Annotated in this window: 15 protein-coding genes; 6 read left to right on the forward strand and 9 right to left on the reverse strand. The window is 67.9% G+C overall.

The annotated features are described in order from the left end of the window. The 3 genes from RHOFW104R8_RS08245 to RHOFW104R8_RS08255 form a co-directional block, all read left to right on the forward strand. Nucleotides 1–2292, forward strand: a 2292-nt coding sequence (locus RHOFW104R8_RS08245) for an ABC transporter permease (protein WP_068205429.1), incomplete at its 5' end; no start/stop codon positions are given. A 146-nt stretch (nt 2293–2438) separates the two neighbouring features. Next, entirely contained in the window at nt 2439–2933 is a 495-nt protein-coding gene (locus tag RHOFW104R8_RS08250; RefSeq protein ID WP_068093378.1) for an AmiS/UreI family transporter, read from the forward strand. 83 nt (nt 2934–3016) lie between these two features. After that, a complete protein-coding gene (locus tag RHOFW104R8_RS08255; RefSeq protein WP_068093374.1) occupies nt 3017–4150 on the forward strand; it encodes an SLC13 family permease in 1134 nt (377 codons plus the stop codon). 9 nt (nt 4151–4159) lie between these two features. Here the strand turns inward: RHOFW104R8_RS08255 and RHOFW104R8_RS08260 are convergent, their stop codons facing one another. After that, nucleotides 4160–4936, reverse strand: coding sequence for a DUF4097 family beta strand repeat-containing protein (locus RHOFW104R8_RS08260; protein WP_068093371.1), 777 nt, complete (start codon nt 4934–4936; stop codon nt 4160–4162). A 161-nt stretch (nt 4937–5097) separates the two neighbouring features. Here RHOFW104R8_RS08260 and RHOFW104R8_RS08265 point away from each other — a divergent pair, with 161 nt between their 5' ends. Then, nucleotides 5098–5568, forward strand: a complete 471-nt coding sequence (locus tag RHOFW104R8_RS08265; RefSeq protein WP_068093367.1) for a hypothetical protein — start codon at nt 5098–5100, stop codon at nt 5566–5568. A 55-nt stretch (nt 5569–5623) separates the two neighbouring features. Here RHOFW104R8_RS08265 and mazG read toward each other — a convergent pair whose 3' ends face one another. From mazG to RHOFW104R8_RS08290, 5 genes are all read right to left on the reverse strand, one after another. Continuing rightward, the gene (gene mazG, locus RHOFW104R8_RS08270; protein WP_082823567.1) at nt 5624–6427 is read right to left on the reverse strand and encodes a nucleoside triphosphate pyrophosphohydrolase; all 804 of its coding nucleotides are present in this window, start codon (nt 6425–6427) and stop codon (nt 5624–5626) included. Between the two features lie 101 nt (nt 6428–6528). Beyond that, on the reverse strand, nt 6529–7350 hold the full coding sequence (gene cysQ, locus RHOFW104R8_RS08275) for a 3'(2'),5'-bisphosphate nucleotidase CysQ (protein ID WP_068093364.1): 822 nt from the start codon (nt 7348–7350) through the stop codon (nt 6529–6531). Then, complete coding sequence (gene nudE / locus RHOFW104R8_RS08280; protein WP_068093362.1) at nt 7347–7904, reverse strand: ADP compounds hydrolase NudE; 558 nt, start codon at nt 7902–7904, stop codon at nt 7347–7349. Before nudE ends, cysQ begins: the two co-directional genes overlap by 4 nt. Before the next feature lie 23 nt (nt 7905–7927). Continuing rightward, nucleotides 7928–8704, reverse strand: coding sequence for an inositol monophosphatase family protein (locus RHOFW104R8_RS08285; RefSeq protein ID WP_068093360.1), 777 nt, complete (start codon nt 8702–8704; stop codon nt 7928–7930). A gap of 15 nt (nt 8705–8719) precedes the next feature. After that, nucleotides 8720–9505 carry a type II secretion system protein N gene (locus tag RHOFW104R8_RS08290; protein WP_068093357.1) on the reverse strand — a complete coding sequence of 262 codons (786 nt, stop codon included), beginning with the start codon at nt 9503–9505 and terminating at the stop codon, nt 8720–8722. Nucleotides 9506–9575: 70 nt separating this feature from the next. Between RHOFW104R8_RS08290 and RHOFW104R8_RS08295 the strand changes: the two genes are divergently transcribed. Beyond that, a complete protein-coding gene (locus tag RHOFW104R8_RS08295; RefSeq protein ID WP_068093355.1) occupies nt 9576–10967 on the forward strand; it encodes an adenosylmethionine--8-amino-7-oxononanoate transaminase in 1392 nt (463 codons plus the stop codon). A 12-nt stretch (nt 10968–10979) separates the two neighbouring features. Here the strand turns inward: RHOFW104R8_RS08295 and RHOFW104R8_RS08300 are convergent, their stop codons facing one another. The 3 genes from RHOFW104R8_RS08300 to RHOFW104R8_RS08305 all read right to left on the reverse strand — a co-directional run bounded on the left by RHOFW104R8_RS08300 (nt 10980) and on the right by RHOFW104R8_RS08305 (nt 13042). Then, the gene (locus RHOFW104R8_RS08300) at nt 10980–11303 is read right to left on the reverse strand and encodes a hypothetical protein (protein ID WP_153021682.1); all 324 of its coding nucleotides are present in this window, start codon (nt 11301–11303) and stop codon (nt 10980–10982) included. A 130-nt stretch (nt 11304–11433) separates the two neighbouring features. After that, complete coding sequence (locus RHOFW104R8_RS16925; RefSeq protein WP_082823568.1) at nt 11434–11943, reverse strand: DUF2335 domain-containing protein; 510 nt, start codon at nt 11941–11943, stop codon at nt 11434–11436. A gap of 229 nt (nt 11944–12172) precedes the next feature. Beyond that, complete coding sequence (locus RHOFW104R8_RS08305) at nt 12173–13042, reverse strand: IS1 family transposase (protein WP_201028765.1); 870 nt, start codon at nt 13040–13042, stop codon at nt 12173–12175. A 117-nt stretch (nt 13043–13159) separates the two neighbouring features. Between RHOFW104R8_RS08305 and RHOFW104R8_RS08310 the strand changes: the two genes are divergently transcribed. Then, nucleotides 13160–14134: a P63C domain-containing protein gene (locus tag RHOFW104R8_RS08310; RefSeq protein ID WP_068093346.1), complete on the forward strand. Its 975-nt coding sequence runs from the start codon at nt 13160–13162 to the stop codon at nt 14132–14134. Nucleotides 14135–14304 lie beyond the last annotated feature (170 nt).

The following is a 14304-nucleotide window of genomic DNA, read 5'->3' on the forward strand; positions in this document are numbered from 1 at the left end:
CCGCAGGCGGTGCCGGACACGTTCGCCGACCGCGCCCGCCGCGACGGCTTGCAGGTCAGCCGCACCGCCGGCTTTCCCAGCGTGGCGTTCGCCCATGAGCAGACCCAGCTGCTCGACGTGCAGGCGGTCGATCCGCCCTATCCGCTGCGCGGCAAGCTGGAGCTGCGCGACGCCGCCGGCCGCACGCGCAATGGCCATGCCCCGGCCGCGGGCGAGGTCTATCTCGACCATCGCGCCCTGGTCGCGCTGGGCCTCAAGGTCGGCCAGACGCTGCAACTCGGTGGCCGCGAGCTGACCATCGCCGCCGAACTGCTGCGCCAACCCGACGGCGGCGAGCTGCTGGCGCTGGCGCCGCGCGCGCTGATGAGCCTGGCCGATGCCGAACAGGCCGGCCTGCTCGGCGTGGGCAGCCGCGCCCGCCACCGCCTGCTGCTGGCCGGCGCGCCGGCCGCGGTGCAGGCCTGGCGCGACTGGGCGCAGGCGACCGCGCTGCCGCAGGGCGCCGAGCTGGTCACGCCGGAGCAGACCCAGGAGCGCATGCGCACCTCGTTCGACCGCGCCGGTGCGTTCCTGCGCCTCACCGCCCTGCTGTCGGCGCTGCTGGCCGGCATCGCGATCGCGTTGTCCGCACAGCGCTACGCGCGGCGCAAGACCGCCGAAGTAGCGCTGCTGCGCGCGCTGGGCACGCCGCGCCGGCGTGTGCTGGGCCTGCTGCTGGGCACGCTGGGCGCACTCGCTGTGCCGGCGACGGCACTCGGCATCCTGCTGGCGCTGGGCCTGGCGCAACTGGCCTGGCTGCTGGCCAGCCAGCTGTTCGGCAACGTGCCGACCGTGCTGCCGCTGGCGCCCTCGTTCGCCGCCGCCGCGATGGGTATCGCGGTGCTGGTCGGCTTCGCCCTGCCGCCGCTGGCGCGGCTGGCCGAGGTGCCACCGGTGGCGGTGTTCCGCCAGAGCATGCAACGGCGGGTGCGGCGCTTCGATGCGCTGTACCTGATCCCCGCCGTGGTGGCGCTGGGCCTGATCTGGAGCCAGAGCAGTTCGCTCACCCTGGCCGGCATCCTCGCCGCCAGCCTGCTCGGCGTGGCGTTGATCGCGGCGCTGCTGGCCAGCCTGCTGCTGTGGCTGGCCCGGCGCATCGCACCGGGCGCGCACCCCGCGTTGCGGCTGGGCCTGGCCGCATTGGCGCGGCGGCCGGCGCTGAGCGTGATCCAGGCCACCGCGCTCAGCCTCGGCCTGTGCGCGCTGCTGTTGCTGGCGATCGTGGCGCCGGCGCTGCTGCAGGGCTGGCGCCAGGAGCTGCCAGCGGACACGCCGAACTGGTTCGCGCTGAACCTGCAGGACGACCAGCGCACCGGCTTCCCGCAGGCGCTGACGACCATCGGCGGCGACCAGCTCAACATGCTGCCGCTGGCGGTAGGCAAGCTCACCGCGATCAACGGCCGCCCGGTCGACCAGCTCGGCTTCGCCGACGAACGCGCCAAGGACTGGGCCGACCGCCAGCTGCGATTGTCCTGGTCCGCCGCGTTGCCGCCGGCGAACGAGGTGATCGCCGGCCGCTGGCACGGCGCGCAGCCGGCGCAGGCCGAGGTCTCGATCGACACCATGTGGCGCGACATGTTCGCGTTGAAGCTCGGCGACACCATGCGCTTCGACGTGGGCGAAGGCAGCATCGAGGCGAAGGTCGGCAGCGTGCGCAAGGTCGACTGGAGTTCGTTCCGGGTCAACTTCTTCCTGCTGCTCGACCCGGCCCACGCCGGCGCGCTGCCGCATACCTGGCTGGCCAGTTTCCACCTGCCGCGCGGGCACGCCGCCGGCCTGGCGCAGCTGTCGCGCGACTACCCCAACCTCAGCCTGGTCGACGTCGACTCGCTGCTCGACCGCGTGCGCGAGATCGTCGACCGGGTCGGCAACGCGGTGCGCTGGATACTCGGCTTCAGCCTGCTCGCCGGCGCGCTGGTGCTGGCCGCGGCACTCGCCGCCAGCGCCGCCGAGCGCCGCCACGAAGCCGCCCTGCTGCGCACGCTGGGCGCACGCCGCGCGCAGCTGCGCGTGGCCGCCGCCTGCGAGTTCGCCCTGCTCGGGCTGGTCGCCGGCCTCACCGCCGCACTCGGCGCCGCCGGTGCCGGCTTGTGGCTGGGTCAGGCCGTGTTCCACATCGAGGGCTTCGTGCCGCCGCTGTGGCCGCTGCTCGGCGGTGCCGCGGGCGCGGCGCTGGTGGTGATGCTGCTGGGCCTGGCCGGCACCCGCAAGGTCAGCCGCACGCCGCCGATGCGGTTGCTGCGCGAGGGCTGAAAACAGGCATCGGCAGGAGCAGATCCCGTCGATGGCGAAGCCATGCGAGACTGGCAACCGTGGGCGCATGGAGCAACCCTCTTCCGGCGTACCGCGGCTCCACCAGGCCAACCCCATTTCCAACTTGAAGCCACGGGAATCCGCCCATGCTCGGTGTCGTCCTGCTTTTTGTCGGTGTCGTCCTGATCGTCAACGGCCTGACCCTCGCCGGACGCATCGAGGCGAAGGAAGCCGCCGTGCTCAACCTGCTGGTCGGCAGCCTCTCGGCATTCGCCGCGGTACTGGGCGCCATCCAGGCTTCCACGCCGGCGGATTTTCTCGCCGTGGGTTCGGGCCTGCTGTTTGCATTCACTTACCTGTACGTGGCCGGCGTGCATTGGTTCAAGCTGAGCGGCACCGGGCTGGGCTGGTACTGCCTGTTCGTCGCGATCACCGCGCTGCCCCTGAGCTGGGACGCGTACACCCTCGGCGAGCTGCGCATGGCCGGCATCTGGCTGGTCTGGTCGAGCCTGTGGCTGCTGTTCTTCATCGACCTGTGCACCAGCGTGCGGGTGAAACGCTTCCTCGCGCCTTATGCGGTGATCGTGGGGATCGTCACCTGCTGGATACCCGGCATGCTCATGCTGCTGGCGCGCTGGTGATGCCCGGCCGCCCGGGTCACTGAAAGCATCCCGATGCAGGGCATGCACGATGATGGCGTGGTTTCCAGGCCCGCGTTGAAACCATGAATCCATCCACGCAAAAGCCACCCGGCTGGGCCCGGCACCTGCAGAACGAATGGCTGCTGCTGGTGTTCGCGCTGCTGGCGCTGGCGCTTGCCGTGCTGGATCCCCGTCCCGCGAGCGACTACCGGCGCTGGCTGCAGTTGCCCACGCTGGCCGGCCTGACGGGCCTGCTGATCGCGATCCAGGGCATCCGCGACAGCGGACGGGTGCAGCACGCGGCGGTGGCCGTGGTGGCGCGCGCGCATTCGCTGCGCAGCCTGGGCCTGCTGCTGGTGGTGGCGACGGCACTCCTGTCGATGGTGCTGACCAACGACGTGAGCCTGTTCCTGATCGTGCCGCTGACCCTGGCGATCGGTGGCGTCTCGAACCTGCCGGTGCTGCGCATGGTGGTGCTGGAGGCGCTGGCGGTGAACGCGGGCTCCACCCTGAGCCCGATCGGCAACCCGCAGAACCTGCTGCTGTGGCAGCACTCGCGGCTGTCGTTCCTGCATTTCGCGGCGGCGATGCTGCCGGCCGCCACGGTGACGTTCGTGCTGCTGGCGGCGCTCGCCTGGCTGTGGCTGCCGCGCGATCGCGTGGCGTTGAACCCGGAACGGATCGACGGCATCGCGGCCTCGACCCGCCTCGGCGCGTGCTCGATGGCCGCACTGGTGGGCATGGTGCTGCTGATGGAATACGGCCACGCGCTGCCCGGCGCGCTGCTGATGCTGGCGCTGTTCGCCCTGCTGGCGCGATCGAGCCTGGCGCGGATCGACTGGCTGCTGCTGCTCACCTTCGCCGCGATCTTCCTGGCCGTGGGCCACCTCGCCGAGCTGCCGCTGGTACAGCGGATGCTGGACCGGCTGGACTTCAGCCAGCCGCTGACCCTGTACGCCAGCGGCATCGTCGCCTCGCAGCTGATCAGCAACGTGCCGGCGACAGTGCTGCTGCTCGAGCGCACGCCCGATGCGACCGCGCTGGCGGTGGCGGTGAACGTGGGCGGCTTTGGCACCGCGATCGGTTCGCTGGCGAACCTGATCGCGCTGCGCTTGGCGAAGCAGCCGCATGGCCTGCGGCTGCTACACCTGGTGTCGATTCCGTTCCTGCTGGTGTGCGCGCCGCTGGTGTACCTGGCCTGGCGCTGGGTGGGCTGACGGCCGCGCTCAATCGTCGCCGTGCGGCACGCTGACCTTGCCCTTCACGCCGGAGTGGCCGACGTCGCCGCTGCCCTTGGCGCCGAGACTGAGATCGCCGGCCACGTCGTGCACGTTCAGGTCGCCCGAGCCCAGCGTATCGGCGCGCACGCTGCCGCCGACGTTGCGCAACGTGACGTCGCCCGAGCCGATGCTGCCGATCCGGGCGTCGCCCTTGATGCCCGCGGCCTTGAAGTCGCCGGAGCCGACCGAGCCCAGCTCCAGGCTGCCGATATCGGTGGCATCGACGTCGCCCGAGCCCACGCTGGTGGCGAACTTGCCGGACACCTGGCGCACGTGCAGGTCGCCCGAGCCCACGCTGGTCTGCAGCTGCTGCACGCCGCTGACGTCGGCGTCGCCGGAACCCACGCGCACGGTGACCGGCAGGTTCGCCGGCAGTTGCACGGTGACGTCGAGGCTGCTGTAGGAACTGCCGCCGAACAGGCTGAAACTGAAGCCGCCGCTGCCGCCGATATCGATCAGCAGCTGGTCGCCCTCGCGCCGCTGGGTGACCTGCAGCTTGTCCAGCGCCGCCTGCTCGGAGGCGCAGGCGCGGCCGTGAAGGGTGAGGCCCCTGGCGTTGCCGCTACCGGTCAGGTGCAGGTCGTGGCTGTTCACCTCGATCTGCACGCCGCGCACGTCGGCCAGGTCGAGTTGCAGGTTGCGCGGCGCCTCGTACTTGCACGGCGTGGCGGCGAAGGCGGCGATCGGTGCGAACAGCAGGGCTGTGGTGAGAAGGCGGCGCATGGGACTCTCCTTGAGTGGTCGGCCCGCCTGGGATGCGGCCGGCGGGAGAAAGGTTGCAAGAGCCTGCTCATGGTCTCCAGGCACGACGGATGCATGAGCGTCCCGGTCAACGCGCCCGGGCCGGTCGCGTTTCCCTGGTCTACCTGCCGAGGAGATTTACCATGCACCGCAAAACCCTGTTCGCTTCCGCGCTGGCCGTGCTGATCGCCGGATCGGCCTCGTTCGTGATGGCCCAGAATACGCCGCCCCCGCCATCGGCTCCCCACGCAGTAGCCAGCAGGGACATGCACGTGATCCGCGGCGATCGCGGCCACGGCATGCGCATGCACGGCTTCGACCACCGGCGCAGCGGCGTGATCGGCGACCTGCGTGGGCTGGAACGGTTGTACATGCAGGCCGGCCGCAGCAAGGAAATGGCGTCGGTCTACAACGACGTACTGGCCAGGTCGCAGGATCCGCGCGTGCGCGACTATGTCTACCACCGGCTGGCCCGCCTGCAGGCGCAGCCGGCCAACGTGGACCAGGCCATCGCCACGCTGCGCAAGGGGCTGGACGAGAACCTGGCCGACGAGGCGAAGATGCGTGCCGCCTGGCAGCAGCGTGCCGGCGAGGCGGCACCGGCGGCCAGGTAACTTCCGCGAAAGTCCGCCCTGGCCGGCGCGCTGGCCTGGCGCCATCGTGCCGGCTCTACGGTTGGCGTTCCATCTGCTTGGCGCGCTGCCAGAGCTGTTCCTGTTCGGCCAGCGTGCGCTCGCCGAACGCGGTGCCCTCGGCCGCGGCCAGGTGTTCCATCCGGCGGAAACGCCGCTCGAACTTGGCATTGGCGTGGCGCAATGCCTGCGAGAAATCCACCCCGGCGTGGCGCGCCAGGTTCACCGCCACGAACAGCACGTCGCCGACCTCGTCCTGCAGCCGCGCCGGATCGGCGCCGTCGGCGAACTCGGCGCGCACCTCGTCCAGTTCCTCGGCCAGCTTGGCCAGCACCGGCTCGGGACCGGGCCAGGTGAAGCCGGTGGCGGCGGCACGCTGCTGCAGCTTGTGCGCCCGCTTCCATTCCGGCAGCCCAGCGGAGACGCCGGCCAGCGCGCTGTGGTCGACGGCGTCGCCCTTGTCGGCACGCTCGGCCGCCTTGATCGCCTCCCACGCCTGCATCTGCTCGCCGAGATCGGCGTAGCGCGTGTCGCCGAACACGTGCGGATGGCGCCGCACCATTTTGGCGCCGATCGCGTGCACCACGTCGGCGAAATCGAACAGCCCCTGCTCTGCCGCCATCTGCGCGTGGAATGCCACCTGCAGCAGCAGGTCGCCCAGCTCGTCGCGCAGGTCGTGCCAGTCGCGGCGATCGATCGCGTCGGCCACCTCGTAGGCTTCCTCGATCGTGTACGCCGCGATCGAGGCGAAATCCTGCCGCACGTCCCATGGGCAGCCGCGCTCGGGATCGCGCAGGCGCGCCATGATCGCGAGCAGATCATCGAGGGAGTGTCGGGTCATGGGAAAGCGAGAAGTGAGTGGAGAGGAGTGAGAAAGGAGAGAGAGCGGCTTGACGCAAGGACGTCCGACCGGCCGGATGCGGGATGGCTTTTACTCACTTCTCACTCCCCGTTCCTCGCTCCTCGTTCTAGGCGCGCGGCCCAGTCGATATCGCGGTCGCCCACCGCGACGAACTCGGGGTTCAGCAGCGACTCGCCGCGGTTGTAGCGGAACGGCTGTCCCGCCAGGTCGAGCACGGCGCCGCCGGCCTCGTCCAGCACGCACTGCGCGGCGGCGGTGTCCCATTCGCTGGTGGGACCGAGGCGCAGGTACAGGTCCGCCGCGCCGCGCGCGATCAGGCAGAACTTCAGCGACGAGCCCAGCGGCACCAGCTGGTAGTCGCTGCCGACCAGCGACCGCAGCCGCTCGCCCTGCGCGCCGCCGTGCGAACGGCTGCCGGCCACCAACGGCGGCTGCGCCAGCGCGCGGGTGCGGATGCGTTGCCAGGGGCCGCCGGCTTCGGCCTGCAGCCATGCCCCCTGCCCTTGCTCGGCGACGTAGAGCTCGCCGGTCACCGGCGCCAGCACCACGCCGAGCGCGCTGCGCCGGTCGTCGATCAGGGCGATGTTGACGGTGAACTCGCCGTTGCGCTTGATGAACTCGCGGGTGCCATCGAGCGGATCGACCAGCCAGTAGCGCGACCAGTGCCGGCGCTCGGACCACGGCAGCGCCTTCGCCTCCTCCGACAGCACCGGCAGCACCGGATCGAGCGCGGCCAGGCCGGCCATGATGACCCGCTGCGCGGCCAGGTCGGCGGCGGTCAACGGCGAGGCATCGTCCTTGGTCTGCACCGCGAAGTCGCCGCGGTAGACCTCGAGGATGGCGGCCCCGGCGGCGCGGGCGATCTCGCCGACTTTCCGGGCGAAAGCGGGCGCCATGCTCATGTGCGCGGGAAGCGCCCGGCGAGGTACTCGCGGGCCATGAACAGCGCGGCGATCGAGCGCCCTTCGGTCACGTCGTCGCGGCCGAGCAGGGTGTGCAGCTCGGACAGCTTCCACGGCACCACTTCGAGTTCCTCCGGTTCGTCGCCGGCCAGCTTCTCCGGATACAGGTCCTGCGCCAGCACCACGTGCGCCATGTGCGTCATGTACGAGGGCGACAGCGACAGGTTGTGCAGGATCTTCAGCCGGCGCGCGCCGTAGCCGATCTCCTCCTTCAGCTCGCGCTCGGCACCCTGCTCGGCGGTCTCGTCCTGGTCCAGCCGCCCTTTCGGCAGGCCCAGTTCGTAGCGGCCGAGCCCGCCGGCGTACTCGCGCACCAGCAGCACCGTGTCGTCGTCCAGCATCGGCACGATGATCACCGCGCCCAGGCCGCTGCCCTTCAGCCGCTCGTAGGTGCGGCGCTCGCCGTTGGAGAACTCCAGGTCGAGCTGCTCGACGTGCAGGAAGTGGCTATCGCTGACGTCGCGCGTGGCGTGGATGACGGGTAGTTTGCGCATCGGGGCATTCTAGCCTGCACGGCTCAGCGCCGCAGGCGCCGCAACGCCTGCGCGTGGATCGCCGGCGTGCCGGCCAGCACGCTGCGCGTATCCAGCGTGGGCGGCGCACCGTCGAGGTCGGTGAATTCGCCGCCGGCCTCGCGCACGATCACCGCCAGCGCGGCGATGTCGAGGATGTTCACGTCCGACTCGATCACCAGGTCCAGGCTGCCGCGCGCCAGCAGGTGGTAATGGCAGAAATCGCCGTAGCCGCGGATGCGGTTCGAGTCGCGGATCAGCGCGCCCAGCGCCCCCCAGCGCGCGTCGCCGGTGAGCGTCTTGACGTTGCCGGTGGAGATCGAGGCCTGCGCCATCTCCGTCGTGTCCGCCACGCGCACGCGCTCGCCGTCGAGCCAGGCACCCTGGGCCGCGCTAGCCCACATCGTCTCGCCGTAGACCGGTGCGCTGGACACGCCGAGCACCAGTTGGCCGCGCTCCATCAGCGCGATCTGGGTGGAGAAGAACGGCGTGCGGCGCACGAAGCTCTTGGTGCCGTCGAGCGGATCGACCAGCCACAGCAGGCCGTCGCGCTCGCCGTCCAGGCCGAACTCTTCGCCGTAGATCGACGCCTGCGGCAGCGCGGCCTGCAGGATCCGGCGGATCGCCTGCTCGGCCTCGCGGTCGGCGACGGTCACCGGGGTCGCGTCGGATTTCAGCTCCACCTCGACGCCGCGCCGCCAGTAGTGCCGGATCACCTCGGCGGCGGCGGCCGCCGCTTCACGTGCGGCGGCCAGGGCGGTGGCGGCGATGTCGGCATTCATGTTCGTCTCGCGTCCTCAGTTCGTGGGTGATGCCGGCACGCTGCCGGCCAGGCCGCCGCCACGGCGGACATGCACGCTGCCGTCGGCCGCGACCGGTCCCAGCGCGGCCAGCCAGCGGCGCAGGGTCGGGTCAGTCTGTCGGGCGCGCAGCGTCGCGTCCAGTCGCCAGCCGAGCGGGCTCAGTTGCAGCTCGCCGGCGGCCTGCAGCGGACCGTGGCCGTCGTCCTGCAGTTGGACACGGATCACTCCGCTGGTTGCCTGCGCTTGTCCCTGCAGCGCGCCCAGCGCGAGGTTGCCGTCGCGGGTACGCACGACCGCCTCCGGCCATCGCGCCCACGCCTGCAACTGCACGGGCCAGCCGCCCTGCAGCAGCGCGTGCGCGATGGCCAGTTGCAGTTCGCCACGCGGCTGGCCCAGCGGCGACCTCGTGTAGGCATCCAGCGCGGCCAGTTGCACGCGCGCGTCGAGGTCGTCGATCGCGAGGCGCGCATCGGCGAGGCGCCGCACGCCGCCGGAAAACCACAGTTGCGCGCCCTCGAAGCGCAATTGCCCTTGCGGTTGCCCGAGCAGGCTGCGCCGCGACAGCCGCCATTGCAGCTGTCCCAGCCTGCGTCCATCGGCGGCCATCACCGCGCCGGCGCGGCCATCCCACAGGCTGCCCTGCACCTGCTGCAGCTGCAGCCCGTGCAGTCGCGGCTCGATCCACGGCAGCGCCCAGCGCGCCGGCAGGAACCACAGCAGCAGGGCCGCGGCCGGCGCCAGCACGCCGAGACCGACCAGGCATGTTCGCAGGGGCTTCAAGGGTCGCTTCCCGGGACTGTCATCCATGCGCGGGCTTGAGCGCCCGTCACGCAAAGCCGATCATAGCCGGATGAACAACCCCGCAAGCGGCAATGCCGCCCTCGCCGCGCGCGACCTGCGACACATCTGGCATCCCTGCACGCAGATGCACGACCACGAGAGCGTGCCGATGCTGCCGATCGTGCGCGGCGACGGCGCCTGGCTGGTCGATGCCGACGGCCATCGCTACCTGGACGGCATCAGTTCGTGGTGGACCAACCTGTTCGGCCACGCCAACCCGCGCATCGCCGCCGCCCTCGCCGACCAGGCGCAGCGGCTGGAGCACGTGATCTTCGCCGGCTTCACCCACGAACCGGCGATCGAGCTGGCCGAGGAGCTGGTGCGGATCACGCCGCCCGGGCTCGACCGGGTGTTCTACGCCGACAACGGTTCGGCGGCGATCGAGGTGGCGCTGAAGATGAGCTTCCACTACTGGCTCAACCAGGGCCATGGCGAGAAGACCCGCTTCATCGCGCTGACCGGCAGCTACCACGGCGAGACGCTGGGCGCGCTGTCGGTGAGCGACGTGGCGCTGTACCGCAAGACCTATGCGCCGCTGCTGCTGACGCCGTTCCTGGCGCCGTCGCCGGACGCGTACGAAGGCGAGCCGGGCGAGTCCGCCGAACAGACGGCCGTGCGCCGCCTCGGCGAATTGCGCACACTGCTGGAACGCCACGCCCACAAGACCTGCGCGGTGATCGTCGAGCCGCTGGTGCAATGCGCCGGCGGCATGCGCATGTACCACCCCAGTTACCTCAGTGGCCTGCGTGCGCTGTGCGACGAGTTCGCGGTGCACTTCATCGCCGACGAGATCGCGGTGGGCTTCGGCCGCACCGGCACCCTATTCGCCTGCGAACAGGCCTGTCCTGAGCCCGGTCGAAGGGCCGGCGTGACGCCGGACTTCATGTGCCTGTCGAAAGGCCTCACCGGCGGTTTCCTGCCGCTGTCGGCGGTGCTGACCCGCGACGCGGTCTACCAGGCGTTCTACGCCGAATACGGCGCCGGCAAGGCGTTCCTGCACTCGCACAGCTACACCGGCAACCCGCTGGCCTGCCGGGTGGCGCTGGAGACCCTGGCGATCTTCCGCGACGAGCCGGTGCTCGCGCGCAACCGCGAACTGGCCACGCACCTGGCCCGGCGGCTGGAGCCGCTGCGCGACCACCCGCATGTCGCCGACGTGCGCCAGACCGGCATGATCGCCGCCGTCGAACTGGTCGCCGACAAGCCCAGCCGCCGGCCGTATCCCGCGGCGGAACGGCGCGGCCTGCGCGTCTACCTGCACGGCCTGCAACACGGCGCGCTGCTGCGCCCGCTCGGCGACGTGGTGTACTTCATGCCGCCGTTCGTGATCACCGAGCCGGAGATCGACCGGCTGGTGGAGATCGCCACGGTCGGCATCGCCAAAGCCGTGGCCGGTTCGTAAGCGGCCTCCCGGTCAATGGCCGACGCTGATGCCCGGGTCGAGCATCTGCAGGGCACGCGCCGTGTTGTTGACGCCGGTACGCCGCAGCTCGTCGCCGCTGTAGCTGCGTCCCGCCACCGGCAGGCATTGACCTTCCTTGACCGGAATCAGGCTGCCGGTGCTGCGCAGGCAATTGCGGTCGCCGGGCCGGAGGGGCGACCTGTCCGCCGCGGCCGCGGATCGGCCGGCGTGGCTGGCCGGCGCCGTGCCGGCCGGCGACACGTCCTGGGCGAACGCCGTCGCGCCGGCGGCGATGCCGGCGAACAGGATGAACGAAACGAGAGTCGGTCTGGACATGGCGGGAACCTCCGGTGGCACGGGGAAGAGGCACCTCCATGCTGCGCCGATCCCGCGCTCCGGGCAACCGCATCCGCGGCGGGAATCCCGTTCCGCGCCACGGTAGTGTCTCAGTTTGAAATCTGCGTTTTTAGCGCCTGACTTTGGACTTTTTCGAAGCTGAAGTCGCCGGCTTGACCTGCTGCCCTTGCTCTTGTTTAGCACTGAAATGCCGCGCCAAGATGAAGGCCCCCCCAAAGACCGTAATGGCTGTTCCGCCAATAGATCCGGCTGCGATGTACGCGCCGACGTATGCGAGGAAACATGTCGCGCCCATTGCAAGCGCGAACGCCGCGATGGCACATAGTTGGCCTCGTTTGATCGCATCCACTTCCGAGCGCATGCAATGATGCCTCGTGATCTGCTCACTCTTGGCCATCCCCACTATTTCAAGAGCCAGTCCGGGGCTAGCTTGCTCATACTCAGCTAGTTGCTGGGGGGACGGGAGCGGCCCAGAATGAACAGCGACCTGCAAAAAATATTGCTTCGCAGCCTGAAACGCCTTGGGATCAAGACGCTGTAATTCAGGCGGAACAGGTGGAAGTTTTGTGGGGGCGTTTTTCGGATCGTTGTCCGGCGTCGCTATTTCGCTGTTCATCATAAGAGCTTAGCGCATGGCGCAAGTCATTGCCGACTGCCTGCCAATCACGCTCAGGACCGTTTGCCCAACGCTGCTTAGAGCAAAAATTCGGGTCTGGGTACAGGTCAAGAATGCTCGTGAACCCGTACCAGAAGTACGTTTTTCCTAGCTTCTTCACTGTTCCTTCCCTCTGTCCTTAAATCACCAGTTGATGATAGCCCCATAGTAGACACGGAATGCGTATCTAAGTTCAAGTGGAAGATAGATTTTTTTTGTACGGGCCGCGCTTCTTGGCAATCGGCACAGGCACTAGCGCCGCAATCTCTTCCAGCGACCATACATGGTCAGAGACGCCAGCCTCCATCGCAGGCGTGACGCGCAGCGTCTTGTGGATACGGCCAAAGTTGTAGTACATGAAGTGTAGCGCGACGGCGTGCGCGTGGTTCTCGATCTTCTTGCTGAAACCGTTGGTTAGGCGGGTGAAGCGGCGCATGGACATGCGCATGGTCAGGTTCTGGCGCTCGACGTAGCTGGTTGAAACCTTCGCCAGATCTGGGACGCCCTCGACCTTCACGATCTTGGTGCCGATCTGGCTGGCGGGACTGTATTTGCGTTCCGGTGATGCGGGGCCTTCGCCAAAGAGCTTGATGAGCATGGCGTAGTCGATATCCGCACCGAAGGCGCGTTCCACGGCATCGACGTAGACCTTGTGGCCGTCCGTCGTGAGCTGCACGCGGTTCGCCAAGCGGCCAGCCAGATCGGCAATGAAGGTATTAGCGGCCTCGCCATCGCGGCTCCCGACCATCCACGAAGCGACCAACTTGGTATCGGCGCAGATCGCCGTCCACGTCCATACGTCACCATAGCCGTTCGCGCCCTGCGCCACATTCTTTTGCTTAGCGCCGACGAACGACCATATTTCGTCGCACTGAACGCGCTTGCAGGGCAGATTGCACAGCGCGCTGTCCTGAAACTCGGCGCAGGCGGTGCCCACGTCCACAAGCAACTTGGTCACGGTATTGATAGAGCAGTCAGCCAGGCGGGAGGCTGCGCGAAGGCTCATCCCTTCAACGAGGAAGCCGAGGATTTTGGCGCGATCTTGGATGGACATGCAGTTCATAATGAACATTATGCATGACCGGTCAAGTAAATGCAAGCATAGTTACGTTTCTCATGCTTGCATTGTTGGCATGGATGCCAGTAGGATGCAAGCACTGACCTAGCGGAGCATGCTTGCATGACAAAGAAGGACGAATCCAAGGTTGCTGGCGGCCAAGCGCGCGCGCTGGCTTTGTCCCCCGAGCAAAGGAAGGAAATTGCAATGACAGCAGCAGCGGCACGCTGGAAAGAGCGCCCCTTGCAAGCTACGCACAAGGGCAATTTCGAGAAGGACTTTGGCATCAACGTGGACTGCTATGTCCTGAATGATGCCGGTAAGACAGCTGTAATCAGCCAGCGAGGCATGGGGGATGCACTCGGCTTGACGAGCAGCGGTCAGGCATTCATCCGGTTCACGGCGGGAAAATCAATCGCGCCTTTCCTTGGTGCTGAAGTTCAGGAAAAAATCCAAAATCCCCTTAAATTTCAATGGTCGCCTCGTGGTGCTGAAAAGCAGTTTCCAGGCGATATCCACGGCTACGACGTGACGTTGCTGATCGACATTTGCAAGGCAATCATCGCGGCAGAGACAAACGGAAGCCTTCGTCCTAGCCAAGCCGGCATCGCTCAGCAGGCTCACATTATTCTCGGAGCCTCCGCCAAAGCTGGCATCAAGGGTCTTGTATACGCACTCTCTGGCTACGATGCCACTCGTGAAGAAGTCATTGCTGCCTTCAAGCTATATGTGAGGGACGAGGCGCGCGAATATGAAAAAGAGTTCCCAGCGCAGTTGTACGAAGAGTGGTATCGCCTCTATAAGCTACCGAAGCCTGAGCGCAACAAGCCGTGGAAATTCATGCACCTTACGATTGACCATGTGTACAAACCACTGGCGAATAGCAGCGGCAAGGTGTTGGATTTGACACGGCAAAAGCGCGATGCCAGTGGTGATCGGCACAAGCGTCTGCATCTTTTCCTGTCGGAAGTAGGCGTCAAAGCATTGCGCACGCAGCTTGGTCAGCTACTTGGCATTGCGCGCGTATCGAAGAACAGCGAGGAGTACGAAACATTCGTGAACAGACTCTTCGGCGTCCAACAAGACTTGTTCAAGTAGGTTTCGTCCACCGCTTCTTTGCAGCCTTCTTCGCAATAGCTGACCGTTCCTCAGCGGTCAGCTTTTTTGCGCGCGCCTTCCCACCCTTGAGCCCACCCTTCCGGCCAAGCGCGACCGCTGCCGGGTTCTTCCCGTCGTCCGTCTTGGCATCATCCACTTCCCCCGTCGCT

Origin of the sequence: Rhodanobacter sp. FW104-R8 (assembly GCF_001617365.1) — a bacterium.
Classification (GTDB): Bacteria; Pseudomonadota; Gammaproteobacteria; order Xanthomonadales; family Rhodanobacteraceae; genus Rhodanobacter.

What these genes read in the sequence shown, in the direction of transcription:
- RHOFW104R8_RS08250 (WP_068093378.1), top strand. Translation starts at nt 2,439, where the DNA reads ATGCTCGGTGTCGTCCTGCTTTTTGTCGGTGTCGTCCTGATCGTCAAC.
- RHOFW104R8_RS08255 (WP_068093374.1), top strand. Translation starts at nt 3,017, where the DNA reads ATGAATCCATCCACGCAAAAGCCACCCGGCTGGGCCCGGCACCTGCAG.
- RHOFW104R8_RS08260 (WP_068093371.1), bottom strand. Translation starts at nt 4,936, where the DNA reads ATGCGCCGCCTTCTCACCACAGCCCTGCTGTTCGCACCGATCGCCGCC.
- RHOFW104R8_RS08265 (WP_068093367.1), top strand. Translation starts at nt 5,098, where the DNA reads ATGCACCGCAAAACCCTGTTCGCTTCCGCGCTGGCCGTGCTGATCGCC.
- mazG (WP_082823567.1), bottom strand. Translation starts at nt 6,427, where the DNA reads ATGACCCGACACTCCCTCGATGATCTGCTCGCGATCATGGCGCGCCTG.
- cysQ (WP_068093364.1), bottom strand. Translation starts at nt 7,350, where the DNA reads ATGAGCATGGCGCCCGCTTTCGCCCGGAAAGTCGGCGAGATCGCCCGC.
- nudE (WP_068093362.1), bottom strand. Translation starts at nt 7,904, where the DNA reads ATGCGCAAACTACCCGTCATCCACGCCACGCGCGACGTCAGCGATAGC.
- RHOFW104R8_RS08285 (WP_068093360.1), bottom strand. Translation starts at nt 8,704, where the DNA reads ATGAATGCCGACATCGCCGCCACCGCCCTGGCCGCCGCACGTGAAGCG.
- RHOFW104R8_RS08295 (WP_068093355.1), top strand. Translation starts at nt 9,576, where the DNA reads ATGAACAACCCCGCAAGCGGCAATGCCGCCCTCGCCGCGCGCGACCTG.
- RHOFW104R8_RS08300 (WP_153021682.1), bottom strand. Translation starts at nt 11,303, where the DNA reads ATGTCCAGACCGACTCTCGTTTCGTTCATCCTGTTCGCCGGCATCGCC.
- RHOFW104R8_RS16925 (WP_082823568.1), bottom strand. Translation starts at nt 11,943, where the DNA reads ATGATGAACAGCGAAATAGCGACGCCGGACAACGATCCGAAAAACGCC.
- RHOFW104R8_RS08305 (WP_201028765.1), bottom strand. Translation starts at nt 13,042, where the DNA reads ATGAACTGCATGTCCATCCAAGATCGCGCCAAAATCCTCGGCTTCCTC.
- RHOFW104R8_RS08310 (WP_068093346.1), top strand. Translation starts at nt 13,160, where the DNA reads ATGACAAAGAAGGACGAATCCAAGGTTGCTGGCGGCCAAGCGCGCGCG.